Annotated in this window: 19 protein-coding genes; 6 read left to right on the top strand and 13 right to left on the bottom strand. The window is 47.3% G+C overall.

Annotated elements, in window-relative coordinates; genetic code table 11:
* Positions 1–49: 49 nt before the first annotated feature.
* From QMA41_RS17945 to kefG, 7 genes are all read right to left on the bottom strand, one after another.
* The gene (locus tag QMA41_RS17945) at positions 50–196 is read right to left on the bottom strand and encodes a hypothetical protein (protein WP_172854627.1); all 147 of its coding nucleotides are present in this window, start codon (positions 194–196) and stop codon (positions 50–52) included.
* Between the two features lie 53 nt (positions 197–249).
* Complete coding sequence (locus QMA41_RS17940; protein ID WP_006963225.1) at positions 250–1,566, bottom strand: adenylosuccinate synthase; 1,317 nt, start codon at positions 1,564–1,566, stop codon at positions 250–252.
* A 133-nt stretch (positions 1,567–1,699) separates the two neighbouring features.
* Positions 1,700–2,641, bottom strand: a complete 942-nt coding sequence (locus QMA41_RS17935) for an isoaspartyl peptidase/L-asparaginase (protein ID WP_281630343.1) — start codon at positions 2,639–2,641, stop codon at positions 1,700–1,702.
* Positions 2,642–2,767: 126 nt separating this feature from the next.
* Complete coding sequence (gene slyD, locus QMA41_RS17930) at positions 2,768–3,334, bottom strand: peptidylprolyl isomerase (RefSeq protein WP_006963227.1); 567 nt, start codon at positions 3,332–3,334, stop codon at positions 2,768–2,770.
* Between the two features lie 96 nt (positions 3,335–3,430).
* Positions 3,431–3,625: a YheV family putative zinc ribbon protein gene (locus QMA41_RS17925; protein ID WP_281630342.1), complete on the bottom strand. Its 195-nt coding sequence runs from the start codon at positions 3,623–3,625 to the stop codon at positions 3,431–3,433.
* 67 nt (positions 3,626–3,692) lie between these two features.
* The gene (gene kefB / locus QMA41_RS17920) at positions 3,693–5,489 is read right to left on the bottom strand and encodes a glutathione-regulated potassium-efflux system protein KefB (protein WP_019276782.1); all 1,797 of its coding nucleotides are present in this window, start codon (positions 5,487–5,489) and stop codon (positions 3,693–3,695) included.
* A complete protein-coding gene (gene kefG, locus QMA41_RS17915) occupies positions 5,479–6,072 on the bottom strand; it encodes a glutathione-regulated potassium-efflux system ancillary protein KefG (protein ID WP_281630341.1) in 594 nt (197 codons plus the stop codon). The genes kefB and kefG overlap by 11 nt, the downstream gene beginning before the upstream one ends.
* A 167-nt stretch (positions 6,073–6,239) precedes the next feature.
* Here kefG and QMA41_RS17910 point away from each other — a divergent pair, with 167 nt between their 5' ends.
* The 6 genes from QMA41_RS17910 to crp all read left to right on the top strand — a co-directional run bounded on the left by QMA41_RS17910 (position 6,240) and on the right by crp (position 11,708).
* On the top strand, positions 6,240–8,162 hold the full coding sequence (locus tag QMA41_RS17910) for an ABC transporter ATP-binding protein (protein ID WP_021455206.1): 1,923 nt from the start codon (positions 6,240–6,242) through the stop codon (positions 8,160–8,162).
* Positions 8,159–8,635: a TIGR02444 family protein gene (locus QMA41_RS17905; protein ID WP_281630340.1), complete on the top strand. Its 477-nt coding sequence runs from the start codon at positions 8,159–8,161 to the stop codon at positions 8,633–8,635. The genes QMA41_RS17910 and QMA41_RS17905 overlap by 4 nt, the downstream gene beginning before the upstream one ends.
* An 11-nt stretch (positions 8,636–8,646) precedes the next feature.
* The gene (locus QMA41_RS17900; protein WP_281630339.1) at positions 8,647–9,624 is read left to right on the top strand and encodes a hydrolase; all 978 of its coding nucleotides are present in this window, start codon (positions 8,647–8,649) and stop codon (positions 9,622–9,624) included.
* A 39-nt stretch (positions 9,625–9,663) separates the two neighbouring features.
* A complete protein-coding gene (locus QMA41_RS17895) occupies positions 9,664–9,876 on the top strand; it encodes a YheU family protein (RefSeq protein WP_038513784.1) in 213 nt (70 codons plus the stop codon).
* A gap of 87 nt (positions 9,877–9,963) precedes the next feature.
* Positions 9,964–10,833: a phosphoribulokinase gene (locus QMA41_RS17890; protein WP_019276788.1), complete on the top strand. Its 870-nt coding sequence runs from the start codon at positions 9,964–9,966 to the stop codon at positions 10,831–10,833.
* 242 nt (positions 10,834–11,075) lie between these two features.
* The gene (gene crp, locus QMA41_RS17885; RefSeq protein WP_004410522.1) at positions 11,076–11,708 is read left to right on the top strand and encodes a cAMP-activated global transcriptional regulator CRP; all 633 of its coding nucleotides are present in this window, start codon (positions 11,076–11,078) and stop codon (positions 11,706–11,708) included.
* A gap of 137 nt (positions 11,709–11,845) precedes the next feature.
* Here crp and QMA41_RS17880 read toward each other — a convergent pair whose 3' ends face one another.
* From QMA41_RS17880 to QMA41_RS17855, 6 genes are all read right to left on the bottom strand, one after another.
* On the bottom strand, positions 11,846–12,637 hold the full coding sequence (locus tag QMA41_RS17880; protein ID WP_281630338.1) for a DUF1338 domain-containing protein: 792 nt from the start codon (positions 12,635–12,637) through the stop codon (positions 11,846–11,848).
* A gap of 178 nt (positions 12,638–12,815) precedes the next feature.
* Positions 12,816–14,273, bottom strand: a complete 1,458-nt coding sequence (gene astD / locus QMA41_RS17875) for a succinylglutamate-semialdehyde dehydrogenase (RefSeq protein ID WP_281630337.1) — start codon at positions 14,271–14,273, stop codon at positions 12,816–12,818.
* A 17-nt stretch (positions 14,274–14,290) separates the two neighbouring features.
* Complete coding sequence (gene astA / locus QMA41_RS17870) at positions 14,291–15,310, bottom strand: arginine N-succinyltransferase (protein WP_006963238.1); 1,020 nt, start codon at positions 15,308–15,310, stop codon at positions 14,291–14,293.
* A gap of 228 nt (positions 15,311–15,538) precedes the next feature.
* Positions 15,539–16,753 (bottom strand): aspartate aminotransferase family protein, encoded by a 1,215-nt coding sequence (locus QMA41_RS17865; protein ID WP_281630336.1) that lies wholly within the window; start codon positions 16,751–16,753, stop codon positions 15,539–15,541.
* Positions 16,754–17,144: 391 nt separating this feature from the next.
* The gene (locus QMA41_RS17860; RefSeq protein ID WP_045985403.1) at positions 17,145–17,723 is read right to left on the bottom strand and encodes an aminodeoxychorismate/anthranilate synthase component II; all 579 of its coding nucleotides are present in this window, start codon (positions 17,721–17,723) and stop codon (positions 17,145–17,147) included.
* Positions 17,724–17,862: 139 nt separating this feature from the next.
* A complete protein-coding gene (locus QMA41_RS17855) occupies positions 17,863–18,192 on the bottom strand; it encodes a DUF5992 family protein (protein WP_281630335.1) in 330 nt (109 codons plus the stop codon).
* Position 18,193 lies beyond the last annotated feature (1 nt).

The raw sequence follows: 18,193 nt of genomic DNA, 5'->3' as shown, positions 1-18,193 counted from the left end.
AATGTCTCCACCTGTCTACTCACCAAGACAGGTTATACAAGCTGGGTTCTTAGCAACCTGTATCTTTAGGATTAACCGCATAAACGGCAATCTTGATACCTGTATCGGCAATGGCTGCTAACTCTTTAATCAAAATTGCCGACGACTGGCAAAAACTTGCCACTGTCAGTATAGATAATGCATGAAAATTGAGCATAAAAAAACCAGCGCTGATGCGCTGGTTTTTACAATCATTGATAACAATCAGAATTAAGCTTCGTAAGGGTGAACCTTGATGATTGTTTCGTTACGGTCTGGACCAGTAGAGATAATATCCACAGGAACACCCGTTAGCTCTTCGATACGCTTGATGTAGTCTAGAGCTGCTTGTGGAAGCGCGTCGATAGACTTAGCACCAAATGTTGTCTCAGACCAACCTGGCATTGTTTCGTAGATTGGCGTTGCTTCTTCGAATGACTCAGCTGCCATTGGAGAAACTTCTAGGATAGCGCCATCTTTCATCTTGTAACCAGTACAGATCTTGATCTCTTTCAGACCATCAAGAACGTCAAGTTTAGTCAGACACATGCCTGTTAGTGAGTTGATTTGGATTGCACGGCGCATTGCCACTGCATCAAACCAACCAGTACGACGTAGACGACCAGTTGTTGCGCCAAACTCGTGGCCAACATCACCTAGGTGTTTACCAACAGGATCTTGCTTGTCTTGACCATCGTAAAGCTCTGTTGGGAAAGGACCTGAACCAACACGAGTACAGTACGCTTTAGTGATACCAAGGATGTAGCCAATGTGACGAGGGCCAAAACCAGAACCTGCAGCAACACCACCAGCCGTCGTGTTAGAAGACGTTACGTATGGGTAAGTACCGTGGTCAATATCAAGTAGTGTACCTTGAGCACCTTCGAACATGATCTTGTCGCCGCGCTTACGTGCTGCATCTAGTTCGTCAGTTACGTCCATTACCATTGAAGTAAGAAGGTCTGCGTAACCCATACACTGCTCAAGTACTTCTTCGTAGCTTACTGTTTCTGCTTTGTAGAAGTGCTCTAGCTGGAAGTTATGGAATTCCATCACTTCTTTTAGTTTCTCAGCGAACATTTCTTTATCGAAAAGATCACCAACGCGTAGACCGCGACGAGCCACTTTATCTTCGTAAGCTGGACCGATACCACGACCCGTTGTACCGATAGCTTTCGCGCCACGAGCGATTTCACGCGCGTTGTCGATAGCGATGTGGTACGGAAGAATTAGAGGACAAGCTTCAGAAACGAAAAGACGCTCGCGTACTGGAATACCGCGCTCTTCAAGAGGCTTCATTTCTTTAAGGAGAGCTTCAGGCGATAGTACTACGCCATTACCGATAACACATTTTACGTTATCGCGAAGAATACCTGATGGAATTAAGTGAAGAACGGTTTTTTCACCGTCAATGACTAGAGTGTGACCTGCGTTGTGACCGCCTTGGTAGCGAACCACGTATTTTGCATCTTCAGTTAAAAGGTCTACGATTTTACCTTTACCTTCGTCACCCCATTGGGTGCCCAGAACGACTACGTTATTTCCCATCTTTCCAAGTCTGATTGCTAGTTAAAAATGGATTCTAGCACTGAATCACACTTCTTGCAGTCATTTTTTAATCATAGAAGTGTAATGAAGCACTAACCCTTTGTTAGTGCTACTATTAGGGGTCGTTTTGACCCTACTCATCCGCATAAATCTTCACTAGCAAGCTGCCATCCGTATCCATGCTCGCTCGGTACATACCGCTGCTGTTCATCGCAAAGTGAACATGTCCATCACCATCAATGGCGATCAGGCCACCTTCGCCTCCCATAGCTTTCAACTCGCCTTGAATCACAGTCTCGCAGGCCGTATGCACATCTTCCTTGAGATAACGAATCCGTGCTGCCACATCACTCGCGACAGTCTTGCGAATAAAGTATTCCCCCATTCCGGTGGTCGATACCGCCACGTTACCATTTTCGGCAAACGTACCCGCGCCAATGATGGAAGAATCCCCCACTCGACCGTACTTTTTGTTGGTCACACCGCCAGTACTAGTGGCTGCCGCTAAATTGCCTTGCTTGTCTAGAGCAACAGCGCCGACTGTGCCGTATTTCTTGTCATCCGGGTATTTCGACTCGGATAAGGCAAATAAGCCTTTCTCTTTCATCGACAGCAGTTGGTCATAGCGTCGGTCAGTGAAGAAGTAATCTTGTTCGGTGTATTGATGGCCCTGCTCAAAGGCAAACTCTTCGGCCCCTTCTCCGATCAATAGCACATGGTTACTGTCTGTCATCACATCACGTGCCAGCTCAATCGGGTTACGAATGTGGCGCACGCCTGCCACTGCGCCTGCATTTGCGTCTTTACCGTGCATGACAGAGGCGTCCATCTCAACAATTTCCTTGTGCGTTAACACTGAGCCTCGACCAGCGTTAAAGTTGACCGAATCCTCCAGCACCTTCACTGCGGCAACGACGGCATCCAAAGCATCACCGCCACGAGCAAGAACCTCATGACCAGCACGAACGGACTTTTCTAAATCGTTGAGAATGTCCGCCTTTAACTCGTCACTCATCTGTTCACGTAAAATTGTCCCCGCGCCGCCATGAATCGCGATTGAAAATGGTTTGCTCACGTCCTACTCCTTTGCAGTGTGCTTTGCTCTCATCACACCTTAGATAAACAAAAAGCGCAAGCTAATCACTTAGCTTGCGCTTTAAAATCAACACCTGAGCACAGTACTCAGGCGGTCTTTTCTCTGTTAGTGAGAACCGCAGCTACCGCCACCACAGCAGCCATCTTTCTTCTCTTCAGCGTGGTCATGGTCACCGCCACAACAACCACCTTCGTGATCGTGTGCACCCGCTTGGTGAACATGGCCATGTTCGATTTCGTCTGCTGTCGCTTCACGTGTTGCAACAACTTCAACGTCAAATGTCAGCGTTTGGCCTGCAAGCATGTGGTTGCCGTCAACCACAACTTCATCACCGTCAACTTCTGTCACTTCTACTGGGATTGGACCTTGGTCTGTATCCGCTAGGAAACGCATGCCCACTTCAATCTGGTCAACACCCTGGAAAACATTCGCTGGTACACGTTGAACAAGCGCGTCGTTATGATCGCCGTACGCTTCTTCTGGAGACACTGTTACTGAAAACTGAGCGCCCGCTTCTTTACCTTCCAGTGCAGTTTCAAGACCTGTGATCAGGTTGTTGTTGCCGTGTAGGTAATCCAGTGGTGCTTCTGCTGTTGACTGATCAACCACTGCGCCATCTTCCAGTTTCACCTGGTAAGCAAGGCTTACTACTACGTTCTTTTCAATTTTCATAATGACTCCAAGGAGATAAAGAAACGGAGCAATTGAATTGCTCCGAATAACAATTTTCTATGTAGGGTATTATGGGGATCAAATAAAGAAACTCAATCAATCCGGCTTAAAAATACCGATCATCTCTTGTTGCGAGTGTTCAGTTTTCTCCACAGATTGCGGTTTACGCTGATCCTGATATTCACACTCAACACACTCGACTAACTCAATATTGTTTTCTATCCACCAGCGTAAGGTGTCTTGCTGAGAACACTTCGGGCAGCTCACTCCAGCGATAAATCTTTTTTTCATTATTTCATTCCACAACGTAAACCTTCACCAGCATGGGATGTTCATCCTGCACTGGGAAGGTTTGGATTTAATCCCAGAAGTTCTTTGATTGCTGATCTTTTTCCATCTCGCGACCAAAGATTTCTTCGAGTTCTTTTCGGGCTTCTTTGGCTCTCATGGCCAATTGCTTGTCTTCGTGATGCTGAGGCAATAGTTCTTTCAACATCGCGTTATCTAATTTTCTAAAGTGCGCTTCGGCTCGCTTGGCCTGATATGGGTGCATACCGAGCTCGGTTAACGCTTGACGGCCTAGGTCCAACGCCCCAAGGAAAGTTTCCCTTGAGTAGTTATCTACCCCGTGGCTCAGAAGCTGATAGGCTTCAACCCGACTTCGTGCCCGCGCCAGTAATTTAAGATGCGGGAAATGGTACTGACACAAATCGACGATCTTCATGATCTCATCCGGCGAGTCGGTACAGATCACCATAGCTTCCGCTTTATCCGCTCCAGCAGCGCGCAGTAAGTCTAGCTGCGTGGCATCACCATAAAATACCTTGTAACCATACTTCCTAAGTAATTGGATTTGACTGGCGTCACTTTCAAGTACCGTCACGCGAATTTTGTTGGCGTACATCAGTCGGCCAACAATCTGACCAAAACGACCAAATCCGGCAATAATCACTCTTGGTTCACGGTTAACCACATCAGTGCGTAACGCTCCTGATTCATCAAAGTTCAAACCACGGGCATACCACTTACTTTGCGCCATCAATAACAGCGGAGTGGTGACCATAGATAAACTCACCACAACCAGTAGGAAAGCGGTTTGTTCCTGTGCCAATAAACCTTCCGCGCTTGCGGCGGTAAAAATTACAAAGGCAAACTCACCACCCTGACTAAGAATGGCCGCCATCTTACTACGAGCTTTGGGTTTACTACCTGCCAAGCGGGCTAAGAAATATAGAATGACCGCCTTGACAGCCACTAGCCCGAACACCGCCATCAATACATTCCATGGCTCCAGTGCTAGCAAGCCTAAGTTCACCGCCATACCGACCGCAATAAAGAATAAACCTAACAGTAGCCCTTTGAACGGCTCGATGGCAATTTCCAGCTCATGACGATACTCACTCTCTGCAAGAAGGACACCAGCAAGGAAAGTACCCAGTGCCATAGACAGGCCGAGTTGCTGCATCAGCAGTGCAATTCCGATAACTAACAGCAGTGCTGCAACGGTAAATAGTTCACGAACTCCACTCAGTACCACATAGCGGAATAAGGGGCGAAGTAAGAAGTGACCGCCGACCAGAAGGCCGATGACACCGCCGAGCATCCACATCGCATCGAGCCAGTCGCCTGCGGTGTTTCCTGCCAGAACGGGGAGAATTGCCAACATGGGGATGACCGCAATATCTTGAAACAGCAGAACGGCAAACCCTGACTGCCCCGCTTCACTGCCTGCCAAGCCCTGCTCTTCAATCACTTTCAGAGCAATAGCAGTCGACGACAGAGCCAGCCCCATACCAATCACTAAACTGGTTTGCCAATTGACTCCTGCTAGATTGGTTACGCTCGCCAATACCGCGGTGGTAATCACAACTTGCGCACCGCCGAGCCCAAGAATCGGCCCTTTCATCTGCAATAATTTTTTAGGGTTCAGTTCTAAACCGATCAAAAACAGTAGTAGAACGACACCAAATTCCGCAAAGTGAAGAATCGCTTCAACATCGCTAATAAGGCCTAGCCCCCATGGGCCGATAATAATGCCTGCCAGCAAATAACCCAGTACTGAGCCGAGACCTAAGCGTTGGGCTAATGGCACTGCAACGACTGCTGCGGTAAGAAAGATCACGCTGCTCTGAAGAAAATCATTTTCAAGTGCCATGAATTTCTCCTGAGGTTGAAGTCATAGTCGGGTTGAGCAGCCACTGGCGATACTTCTCTGCGTGCTGATAACGATCCATATCAGAAACATTGCGGGCCCAGTAGAGTACCAGCGGCTCAATCCACGTCATCTGACACAAGGCTGCAGTCAACTCAAACGGTTGTAAAATCTCTGACAGTGGATACTTGTTGTAGCCCTCACTGCCAAAAGCTTCTTCATTACCGCCCGTAGTAATCACACTGCGCCAATATTTACCCTTCAATGCTTCGCCCTTCCCATAAGCGAACCCCTTACCCAACACGCGGTCCATCCACTCTTTAAGCAGCGCTGGGCAAGAATACATATATAAAGGATGCTGAAAAACGATCACATCATGATCAAGTAGACGCTGCTGCTCGGCATCCACATCAATAAAAAAGTCTGGGTAATAAGCATAGAGATCATGCACAGTGACGTGATCAAGCGCAGTTATCTTCTTAATCATCACTTGGTTCGCGACAGAGCTTTGCGATTCAGGGTGAGCATAAATCACAAGCACTTTCGGTTTTTCAGGCGACTCAGTATTTAAATCGTTTACAGCCATTCCGTAAGCAGCCATCCTTTTGTTTTCAATACCTAAGTAGGCGTTAGGTACAATTTTATCGTTATCGGTTTGTTATACGTTGTTGTTAAGCATAACGCAATGATCGACATTTTATCTCATTCCCCCTACTATTCGACGCGATACGAGCAAGAATAAAGCGCAAGATTATGATTACCTTTTCTGACATCCAGCTGTTGCGTGGCGGTAAGCCACTACTGGATCAAACCTCAGCAACCATTCAACCGGGCGACAAAGTCGGTTTAGTGGGAAAAAACGGCTGCGGTAAATCTACCCTATTCGCATTAATTAAAGACGAATTGTCGATTGATGCCGGTAACTTCAGTAAGCCTTCGCATTGGGAGATGGCCTGGGTAGCACAGGAAACACCAGCACTGGAACGTCCGGCGCTGGAATACGTCATTGATGGTGATCGTGAATATCGAGCACTGGAAGCGCAGCTCCTCCAAGCAGAGCAAGCCGATAACGGTACACTGGTTGCCGAATTACACGGCAAGATTGAAACTATTGGGGGCTACAGCATTCGCGCTCGCGCAGCTGAATTACTTGATGGTTTAGGCTTTAGCCAAGAACAGATGAATTGGAATCTGACTCAGTTCTCAGGTGGTTGGCGTATGCGCCTCAACCTTGCCCAAGCCCTGTTATGTCGCTCAGACTTATTGCTGCTCGATGAGCCAACCAACCACTTAGATCTTGATGCCGTGATGTGGTTAGAGCGCTGGCTGCAAAACTACCCGGGGACACTCGTCCTGATTTCGCACGACCGAGACTTCCTCGATCCTATCGTTGGCCGCATTATTCATATCGAAAATGAGCAGATGAATGAGTACACCGGCAACTACTCCTCGTTTGAAGACCAACGTGCCCAGAAACTGCTCCTGCAACAAGCGCAATTTCAGAAACAGCAGAAGCAAATGGCGCATATGCAAAAGTATATCGACCGTTTCCGTTATAAAGCCTCCAAAGCTCGCCAAGCACAAAGCCGCATAAAGGCACTGGAGAAAATGGAGAAGGTTCTCCCTGCGCAATTTGATAACCCGTTCAGCTTTGAGTTCCGTGACCCTGATGCGTTGCCCAACCCTATCATTATGATGGATGAGGTCTCAGCGGGTTATGGTGACAACCTGATCTTAGAGAAAATCCGCCTCAATCTGGTTCCTGGCAGTCGCATAGGCCTACTCGGACGTAACGGCGCGGGTAAATCAACTCTGATCAAACTGCTTTCTCGTGAGTTGAACCCGCAAGGTGGCGACCTGACTTACTCTCAAGGAGTAAAGATTGGTTACTTTGCTCAGCACCAGCTAGAAACCTTACACCCAGAAGAAACACCCCTCCAGCATATGATGCAAATTGCGCCAGACAAGAACGAACTTGAGCTGCGCAACTATCTGGGTAGCTTTGGATTCCAAGGTGACAAAGCGCTGGAAAAAGTGGCTCCTTTCTCCGGGGGTGAGAAAGCTCGCCTCGTGTTGGCATTGATCGTCTGGCAAAAGCCAAACTTATTACTGCTTGATGAACCGACCAACCACTTGGACTTGGACATGCGCCAAGCCCTGACGCTGGCGCTACAAACATTCGAAGGCGCAATGGTGATTGTCTCGCACGACCGTTACTTGCTGCGTGCGACCACTGATGACCTCTATTTGGTGCATGATCGTCAGGTCGCACCGTTTGATGGCGATCTCAATGATTACTACAAATGGCTGACAGAGCAGCAGAAAGCTGAACGCCGCGAAGCACAATCTGTGCAACCAGACAAGAGCACTACCAACAGTGCTGCCGCCAAGAAAGAGCAGAAGCGTCGTGAAGCAGAATTCCGTAAACAGACTGCTCCTGTTCGCAAAACACTCACCAAGCTTGAAGCTAAGATGGAGACCCTAGGTCATCAATTAGCGGAAGCAGAAACGCAATTATCTGATAACTCACTGTATGAAGCGGAAAATAAAGCTAAACTTAATCAGGTATTAACTGCTCAGAGTCAGGCTAAAGCCGAACTGGAAGACGTCGAAATGGAATGGATGGCACTGCAGGAGGAGCTGGAGCAGATGGAACAGGAGTTTAACGGTCAATGAGCTCAAAGCACGTATCAGTACCTCTCACACTAGAACGATTGTGGCAGTTCAGCCTGCAATATTACAGTGTCAAAGACGTCAAAGATGCGTGCCTTAATTTGCAAAACCAGTTCAAAGGCAATGTAAACCTGCTGCTGCTACTCAAATGGCTTGATGAGCAGCAGGCTGCCTTTCTCGATGAAGACTGGCACAAAGTCGAAGAGTGTCTAGGTCGTTCAGAAACCCTGTTACACAGCTATCGAGACCTACGCCGTAAACTCAAATCCCATGTACCGGATACCCTCTACAGAGAATCCTTACAGTTCGAATTACAACTTGAAAAGCAACAACAGTCTGATCTGGTCGATTGCATCAACAGTATAGAACTACAGACTAACCAAGCTGAACCGCTGACGTTGAGATATTGTCGTCAGCTTGGCGGAGAACATTTGCACGACGTTTTTGCCCATTCCATCGATGACCTCACCCACTGATAGGCGTTCTTATGACTCAATTTATTGCTGCCAAAGGATTAGCCAATCCGCATCTGCAAACTCTGGCACCGCGTTTCATTCGTAAGAAAGCACTGTTTGAACCGCTTTGGCAGACCCTGAATACTCCGGATGGTGATTTTCTCGATCTAGCTTGGAGTGAAGACTGGCAAACTGAGCAGGCTAAGAAAAAACCTGTTTTTGTCTTGTTTCATGGACTAGAAGGCTGCTTTTACAGTCCTTATGCCAATGGCCTGATGCACGCATTCTCTCAACATGGCTGGCTGTCTGTGATGATGCATTTTCGCGGCTGCAGCGGTAAGCCGAATCATCGTGCACGTGCATATCATTCAGGTGAAGTAGAAGATGCACGTTTCTTCCTTGAGCAGCTAAATCAACAGCTACCACATCAAACCAAAGTCGCAGTAGGGATTTCTCTTGGTGGCAACATGCTGGCTAACTATCTGGCGCAGTACAATCAAGAGCCACTACTTTCTGCAGCGACCATCGTCTCGGCACCGCTCGATCTATCGGCCTGTTCAGAGCGCATCGAGAAAGGCTTTTCCAAGGTGTACAAAACGTACCTGCTCTCATCTTTGAAGAAAAATGCTCTGCGTAAACATCACCTGATCAAAGGTGAACTCGATGTCTCTTACCAAAGCATTAAGCGTGTCACCAAACTGTTTGAATTTGATGACTTGATTACCGCTCCTTTACATGGATTTAAAGACGCACAAGATTATTATCAGAGGTGCTCCGGTATTCATCGACTCAAAGACATTCGCATACCGACGCAAATCATCCATGCCAAAGACGACCCTTTCATGACAGATGCCGTGATCCCTAAGTATGTCCTCCCTGACAACATCGACTATCGACTGTTCGAACAAGGCGGACACGTAGGCTTCTTAACCGGCAGCGCGCTCAAACCGAGATTCTGGCTAGAAGAAGCGTTACCAGCCTACTACCAAAGTCTGGCGGTTTCTGGATAATAGCCGTCAACTTTTCGAGCATAAAAGACAGAGGTATTTATGATCGTTCCATGGCAACAAATTGACCCAGACACACTGGACAACCTGATTCGTGAATTCGTCCTGCGCGAAGGCACAGACTACGGCGAACTGGAAATTTCTCTGCAAGACAAAGTCGACCAAATCAGAAACCAGCTCGAATCAGGTGAAGCTGTTGTGGTGTTTTCTGAGCTTCACGAGACCGTCGACATTCAGCTCAAACAAAAGTTTTAATTTAAAACACATCATACCGTGCCCTTCCAATAAAGCGTGTTATAGTGACATGCAACAAGGGACAGTTATTTACAGACAAGGTTTGTCATGTCAGCAAAACATCCAATCATTGCCGTCACCGGTTCTTCTGGTGCAGGCACCACAACGACATCTGAAGCGTTCCGCAAAATGTTCAACATGATGAACGTTAAGCCCGCTTGGGTAGAAGGCGATAGTTTTCACCGTTTTACTCGCCCAGAGATGGATGTCGAAATTCGCAAAGCCCGTGAACAGGGGCGTCACATCAGCTACTTTGGTCCACAGGCGAACGACTTCCCAGCACTCGCTGAGTTTTTCCGCAAATACGGTAACGAAGGGACAGGCCAGGTACGCCGTTATCTGCACACGTTTGATGAAGCCGTACCTTACAATCAGATGCCGGGTACCTTTACCCCATGGCAAGAACTGCCAGAAAACTCTGATGTACTGTTTTATGAAGGCTTGCACGGTGGTGTAGTTGATGGTGATGTGAACGTTGCTCAGCACGTCGATTTTCTGATTGGCATGGTACCCATTGTTAACTTGGAATGGATCCAAAAGTTCGTCCGAGATACCCGAGATCGTGGTCACTCTCGTGAAGCCGTGATGGACTCCATTGTCCGTTCGATGGACGACTACCTTAACTATATCACTCCCCAGTTCTCGCGAACTCATATCAACTTCCAGCGCGTTCCAACAGTCGACACATCTAACCCACTCAACGCCAAAGGCATACCGAGCCTAGATGAAAGCTTTGTCGTGATTCGCCTGCGCGGAATTAAGAACGTCGACTTCCCTTACCTACTGGCAATGATTGATGGTTCGTTTATGTCTCGCCACAACACGCTCGTGGTGCCGGGCGGCAAAATGAGTTTCGCGGTCGAGTTGATTGTTCGCCCGATCTTGCAACAGTTAATCGAAACCGGAAAAATTGGCTAAGACTCGCGTTATAAACACGATTACTTTTCATACCGTGATCATGTGCACATTTTTGCGTACAAAATCGTAAGGTGTACCCGATTAAAATCAAGAAATCGATTTCAAAAAAAGATACTATTTGAAACCGAAACAAAGATGGCTTGCAGCATTTGAAAAGTGCTCTTATCCTAGTAGGTCTTGATTCAAGGCTTAGCTAAAACATGGAAAGCAGCAAGCGTACCCTGCAGAGGAAGTGAGATATTATGGTTCTAGGTAAACCTCAAACCGATCCAACATTAGAGTGGTTCCTTTCACACTGTCATATTCATAAGTACCCGTCAAAAAGCACGCTGATCCACGCGGGCGAAAAAGCAGAGACTCTTTACTACATTGTTAAAGGTTCTGTTGCAGTACTTATCAAAGACGAAGAAGGTAAGGAAATGATCCTTTCTTACCTAAACCAAGGTGACTTTATCGGTGAACTTGGTTTATTCGAAGAAGACCAAGAGCGTACGGCATGGGTTCGTGCGAAATCTCCTTGTGAAGTAGCAGAAATTTCATTCAAGAAATTCCGTCAGCTAATCCAAGTTAACCCTGACATCCTAATGCGCCTGTCTGCACAAATGGCAAGCCGCCTACAGGTAACCAGTCAGAAAGTGGGTGACTTGGCATTCCTAGACGTAACAGGCCGCATCGCGCAAACACTGCTTAACCTGGCAAAACAGCCAGATGCAATGACGCACCCAGACGGTATGCAGATCAAGATCACTCGTCAGGAAATCGGTCAGATTGTTGGCTGCTCTCGTGAGACAGTAGGTCGTATCTTGAAGATGCTAGAAGAGCAGAACCTAATCTCTGCCCACGGTAAGACAATCGTTGTTTACGGTACTCGTTAATTTCGATTAACCGCTAAAATTTTAAAAGCCACCAATGGAGACATTGGTGGCTTTTTGTTTATATCGGAAACGCTGCGCTACGGAAAGGGCTTCCCTACTCCATAGGGTGAAAAACCCGTTCTCGTATCTCGTCTATCTTACCCGTTGGTACTTTCGAAAATCTTATCAGCAGAAGCTGCAACGAATCCTGGGTAAAGTTCACCGTTACTCATTGGGTAACGCTTAGCAAACTCATAGAAGCCACCAGGAACCATCTCAGTACCTTCAGTGAAGGTCACTGGCACTTTATCCGCCATAGTAGAAGATTGCTCAAGCAGCACCTCTGGCGAGCCTTTCACTTCACCGCCTGATTCATTGATCGTAAAGCCAGCTTCACGCAGGTGGTCATTGACACCTTTCACTTCTTCAAAAGCATCAAGCTGATTCACGCTAACCGTAAAGTGGTTAGCACCGTAGCCGTGTGCTGCTAGCCAAGAAGCGTATTCACTCTCTTTTGCCAGCAACTGGTAATCAGCAAAACTCAGATCCCATAGACGCCCACCAGACAAGAACTCATGACCTTTTAGCTTATCGATGTCCAATTGCTCAACGAGCTTGGCAACGATGACCTGAAGCTCTGGAGAACACTCATTCACTTTTAGCTCACTGATAAAAACTTTTGGCTGTTTCGGGTCTGGATGCTCAAAGTGCTTCGCCACTAACTTCTTACTTTCGAACTCGTAATCACCGCATGGCTTATAGCCAGCGTCGATAAACGGTTTGGCCAGTGTCTCAATCCCCAAAGGTGCGACATTAAATGTACGCAGCGCAATGTGGTCATTGATCAATGGCTCATTTTCCTGAAGCAGATGGTGAACTTTATCAGCAGAGGGACATAAGCGTTGAATATAGTCATTCCATAACGACTGGAATAAAACTTGTGGCGTCATAACGCCTCCTTGTTTGGGTTTGTCTACGTTAACGGAGTTATATTTATTGTTTATTTAATTTTATAAATGAGGCTATCTGACCAAATTTGTCCAGAAATCTGATCAGATAGCCTTCAACCTGTGACGTTTAAAAACCTCCCTATAAAGGGAGGTGGTAAGGGAAACCCTTAAAATATTTTTATAACTCAACACCTGGGCTCAATGTAGCAGGTAGTAGAGTTTCACCACCTTCCATTGATGCCATTGGGTATGCGCAGTAATCTGCTGCGTAGTAAGCACTTGGGCGTAAGTTACCCGAAGCACCTGGACCACCAAATGGTGCATCACCGCTTGCGCCAGTTAGCTGGCGGTTGCGATTGACGATGCCAGCACGAATGTGGTCAACAAAGTAATCCCACTCGCTGTCATCGGTTGAAACCAGACCAGCAGACAAGCCGAAGCGCGTATCGTTTGCCAGTTCAACGGCTTTCTCCAAGCCTTGGTAACGCACCACTTGCAGTAGTGGCCCAAAGTACTCTTCATCTGGCAGCTCAGCGATTGGCGTCACATCAATGATACCCGGAGAAACGAACGCCGCTTCACCCGCTTTCGCTTCTAGCAAGCTCACACCGCCAAGGCTTTGCAAGTTTGTTTGCGCATTAAGAATAAAGTCAGCCGCTGCTTTAGAAATCTGAGGGCCCATAAATGGTGCAGGTTCAGCAAATGGCTGATCAACACGAATCTTCTGAGTTGCTTGAACGAGCTTGCTGACCAGCTGATCGCCTTTCTCACCAACAGGTACGTACAGGCGACGGGCACAAGTACAACGTTGACCTGCACTGATGAAAGCAGACTGAATAATGGTATACACGGTTGCATCCAGATCGCCGTAGTTCTCAGAGATCACCATAGGGTTGTTGCCGCCCATTTCTAGCGCCAACATTTTACCTGGCTGCCCTGCAAACTGACGGTGCAGGATGTGGCCTGTGTTTGCACTACCCGTGAACAATACGCCATCAATGCCTTTCGAATCTGCCAGTGCAACACCGGTTTCCTTCGCGCCTTGAACAAGGTTGATTACGCCTGCCGGTAAGCCTGCTTGCTGCCATAGTTTCATCGCGAACTCGCCGGTCAGTGGCGTTTGCTCTGATGGTTTAAACACAACCGTGTTACCAGCAAGCAGTGCCGGAACAATGTGACCGTTTGGCAGATGCCCAGGGAAGTTATAAGGGCCGAATACTGCCATCACACCCAGAGGGCGATGACGCAGAACAATCTGGTTGCCTGCCGCTTCGCGCGTCGCTTCACCGGTACGGTCATGGTAAGCACGGATAGAGATCGCAATCTTACCTGCCATAGCTGCTGCTTCAGTGCGCGTTTCCCAGATTGGTTTTCCGGTTTCTTTCGCGATAATTTCAGCGATTTGCTCGCTGTTCTCTTTTACCTTCTCAGCAAACGCCAGCACAACTGCTTCGCGCTCAGCGTAAGTCAGCTTTTTCCAGCTCAAGAAGGCATTTCGAGCCGCACTCACTGCCGATTCAACCTGCGCAGGTGACGCACTGTCACCCTGCCAGATCACTTCATTGTTGTATGGGCTGGTCGAGTTCATCGATTCGCCCTGACCCGCAAGCCACTCGCCTGCAATCCAATGTGTCATGATTCTATTCCTTTCGATTACTGAGCCAGCATGCGAACGTATTCGCCTTCATTCACTTCCAATGCTTTAGCAACATCAGGTGCCAGAATCACAGATTCAGAGGCCTGGTCATACGCGGCTTTAGCGGCCACGGCACGGAAGTTTTCAAACGACGTGTTTGAGATAAGGTAATCTTGCGAGCTGGTGTGCTCAGCAATGGTGATTTTCGCGCGGAATGAGTGGCGGACCGACTCAATATTACGCACATCACACTCTACCGACGGACCACCATCAAAGATGTCGACGTAGTTACGGCAAGTGAAGCCTTCTTTCTCAAGCAAGCGCAATGCAGGCTTGGTATTTTCATGTACCTGACCAATCACCGCCTGAGCTTCTTTGCTCAGTAAGTTGATATAAATTGGTAGCTTAGGCATTAGGTCGGCGATAAAGCCTTTCTTGCCGATACCCGTCAGGTAATCAGCCATAGTGAAATCAATCGAGAAGAAATGCTCTTGCAGCCATTGCCAGAATGGTGAGTTACCTTCTTCATCTGACACACCACGCATTTCAGCAAATACCGTTTCTGAGAAACGATGCGGGTGTTCCGCCATCATCAAGAAACGACACTTCGACATTAGGCGACCATTCAGTCCGCCACGGAAATTCGGGCGCAAGAACAAGGTACAAATTTCACTACAACCCGTGTAGTTATTGCCAAATGTCAGCAGCTTAACCACATTATTCACCCCCAATTTTGGCGATGAATGCACAATAGTGCTGATGTGGTAAGAATAAAATGGCACATCCCAGCCAATCGAAGCTTCAATACCTGTACAACCGGCGACTTCGCCAGTCTCACTATCGAAACCGACCATCAGATAACCTTCGTCACCGGGTTCAGTCACTTCATTTTTGGCAAAGCTGTACTCAGAATGAGTAATACGGTTGGTTAACAGTTCTTCGTTAACCGGAAGAGATGTGAATCCGTGACCCGATTCAACCGCACAGGTGTGCAGCGCATCGTAGTCCGACATTGCTATAGGGCGAACAACCAGCATCGATACTCCCTCCAGATGCAGGATACCAATGCTATCGGTCATCTATTCGTTGTTGCTGGCTAAAATCGCTAATCACTACGTTGTAGCTTTTGAAGTTAGGCTCGCTCGCTTGCTGCAAGCTACGCCTTGTTCTAAGCAATTTTTCCTGCGCAACTATCCAAACACATGACCGATAGCACTGGTATTGGGAGAACTGTTGCAATACAGCTCTCCCAGTTTGTTTATTTATTATTTAACTAGAGTGGCAAGTGCTTTATCTAGTTTTGCTAATCCTTCTGCGATTTCTTCTTTGGTGATAACCAGTGAAGGCGTAAAGCGAACTACATTCGCGCCTGCCACTAACACCATCAGACCTTCTTTACCTGCTGCAACCAGTACGTCACGCGCACGGCCTTGCCACTCATCGTTAAGCGCAGCGCCTAAAAGAAGACCTTTGCCGCGAACTTCCGCGAACATGTTGTACTTATCATTAAGTTTAGCTAAGCCGTCACGGAACAGAGCTTCACGCTCTGCAACGCCAGCCAGAGTTTCTGGTGCACTTACAATGTCGACGACCGCTTCTGCAACCGCACATGCAAGTGGGTTACCACCGTACGTTGAACCATGAGTGCCTACTTTCAGGTGCTTAGACAGTTCAGTGGTGGTTAGCATTGCGCCGATAGGGAAACCGCCACCGAGCGATTTTGCTGTGCTTAGGATATCTGGAGTGACACCCAGACCTTGGTAAGCGTAGAATTGCCCCGTACGGCCGTTACCTGTCTGAACTTCATCAAAGATAAGCAGTGCATTGTGCTTGTCACACAGTTCGCGAACCGTTTGAACAAACTCATCTGTTGGAGAGATGATACCGCCTTCCCCCTGAAGAGGCTCCATCATGATGGCACAAGTACGATCAGAGATGTGTTCGCGTAACGCTTCTACATCGTTGTATGGCAAGTGAGTAACATCACCAGGTTTAGGACCAAAACCATCAGAGTAAGCCGCTTGGCCACCAACCGTTACCGTAAAGAAAGTACGGCCGTGGAAGCCTTGTTTGAAAGCGATGATTTCAGATTTCTCAGGGCCAAACTGGTCAGCTGCGTAACGACGCGCCAGTTTCAGCGCCGCTTCGTTTGCTTCTGCGCCTGAGTTAGCGAAGAACACTTTTTCTGCAAAGCTAACGTCTGTCAGCTTCTTCGCTAGGCGAAGTGCAGGTTCGTTTGTCATGACATTACTTAGATGCCATAGTTTTTGGCCTTGCTCCGTCAGAGCATTAACCATTGCAGGGTGACAATGACCCAAACAGCTCACGGCGATACCACCAGCAAAGTCGATGTACTCTTTGCCTTCCTGATCCCAAACACGAGCGCCTTCGCCCTTGACTGGAACCATTTCCATTGGGTTATAACAAGGTACCATCACCTCATCAAACAAACCGCGTTCTACTTTATTTTCGACTGTCATTGCACATTCCCTCTCGATACCGCATGCCAGGTAATTTTTGCATCCTTGCTTTCATTAAACGAAAGCACATATTGTTTTGCATTTAAGCAATTGCGGCATTGTATTTACATTTAATTAACCATTTCAATAGTGAATTATTCTTTTTACTTCACTGCTGAAAGTCTGTTCTGCATTAGCTTTGAGTATTTATGCATTAAGCCACTGCTTTTATGAAGCAATATATTCTTATAACAAAGATAAGCTGTAGTTAAGCATAGTAATAACAAGGGCGGAGAGTTAGGCAGGACAACGCCTGCGAATAGTTTTTCACATAATATCCGCACGCAAGAATATGAAAGAAATGTTAAAAAAAGTGATCCCAGTCAGGATTTATTGAGGCAATAAAAGAGGATTAGCGACGTAAAAAGTTGGCAAGTAGCTCATGCCCTTGCTCAGTTTTGATCGATTCTGGGTGAAATTGCACCGCATCAATAGGCAAGGTTTTGTGCTGATAGCCCATGATTTCATCCATCGAGCCATCTTCGAGCTCCGTCCAAGCAGTGAGCTCAAAACACTCTGGCAGTGTACCGTTTTGTACCACCAGCGAATGATAGCGCGTTACTGTGAGAGGGTTATTCAAACCAGAAAAAACGCTGCGGCCGTTGTGTCGGATTGGGGAAGTTTTCCCATGCATCACCTGACGAGCACGCACTACTTCACCACCAAACACCTGAGCAATTGCCTGATGGCCTAAGCACACTCCAAGTATCGGCAATTTACCGGCAAAGTGTTCAATCACCTCTAGAGTAATCCCTGCTTCATTAGGCGTACACGGCCCAGGAGAGATCACCAGATGGCTAGGTTTCATCGCTTCAATCGCTGCAATGTCTGTTTCATCGTTACGCACAACTTTTACCTCTGCACCCAACTCGCAAAAGTATTGGTACAGGTTGTAAGTAAAGGAATCGTAGTTATCGATGATTAACAGCATGGGTCTGGATTGGTGTTGATAAAATTGCTTGTCAGGGGCGGTATTGTGCAATACCAAGACGGAAAGGCAAGCAATAACTCCGCAAACGATAAAAATAACGCCAGCATAAGCTGGCGTTATGGGTTTACAGTCATATAGGCTAGCGAACTATTTCGATGAACGCAGCGTTCTTACAATCGCTCCCAATATAGTTATAGACCTTTACTTTTGCGCCCATAGAAAATGCGGTCAGCGCAGTCGAATAGGCACGGTTATGTACTTCGGAGGAGGTAGTTGCATTACGTGGAAATAGTATTGTGGTATTTCCACATACACCTGTACCACCTTTCACTGATATTGAAAAACTATCGATATTGTTGCTCGTATTAGCAATAGATTCTATAGTTGAATCTTCGGCAATAAAAGCACCTGATGCCAAAGCAAAGTTAGACAATGAAACAAGGGCGAAGAATGCGATTCCGCGTATCATT

The organism is Vibrio sp. St2, from assembly GCF_947311885.1.
In the GTDB taxonomy this organism is placed as follows: Bacteria; Pseudomonadota; Gammaproteobacteria; order Enterobacterales; family Vibrionaceae; genus Vibrio; species Vibrio coralliilyticus.
Note: the sequence above shows the minus strand (reverse complement) of the source record. Positions and strands in the feature narration are given on the sequence as shown.